Here is a 236-nt window from a genome sequence, read left to right as displayed (position 1 = left end):
TCAAGGCTTGATGAGCCTTTTCGCCGTATCCGATAACTACCCCGAACTGAAAGCCGACCAGACGTGCCGGATGCTGGAGAGTCGCATCACCGAGCTGGAAAGCTCGATCCCCGACCGCCGCGAGTTCTACAACAATCACGCCAACGCCAACAACGTACGGCTCGACCAGATTCCCGACCTCCTCATCGCCCGCCAGTTCGGCTACAAGCCGTTCGACCTGCTGGAATTCTCGGAAA

1 protein-coding gene is annotated in these 236 nt (G+C 58.1%); it reads left to right on the top strand.

Annotated elements, in window-relative coordinates:
• Positions 1-10: 10 nt before the first annotated feature.
• The coding region (locus tag ACSHWJ_RS16100; protein WP_435928802.1) for a LemA family protein at positions 11-236 on the top strand (226 nt) is incomplete at its 3' end.

Origin of the sequence: Methylococcus sp. S1M (genome assembly GCF_051295855.1) — a bacterium.
Lineage (GTDB): Bacteria > Pseudomonadota > Gammaproteobacteria > Methylococcales > Methylococcaceae > Methylococcus > Methylococcus capsulatus.
Note: the sequence above shows the minus strand (reverse complement) of the source record. Positions and strands in the feature narration are given on the sequence as shown.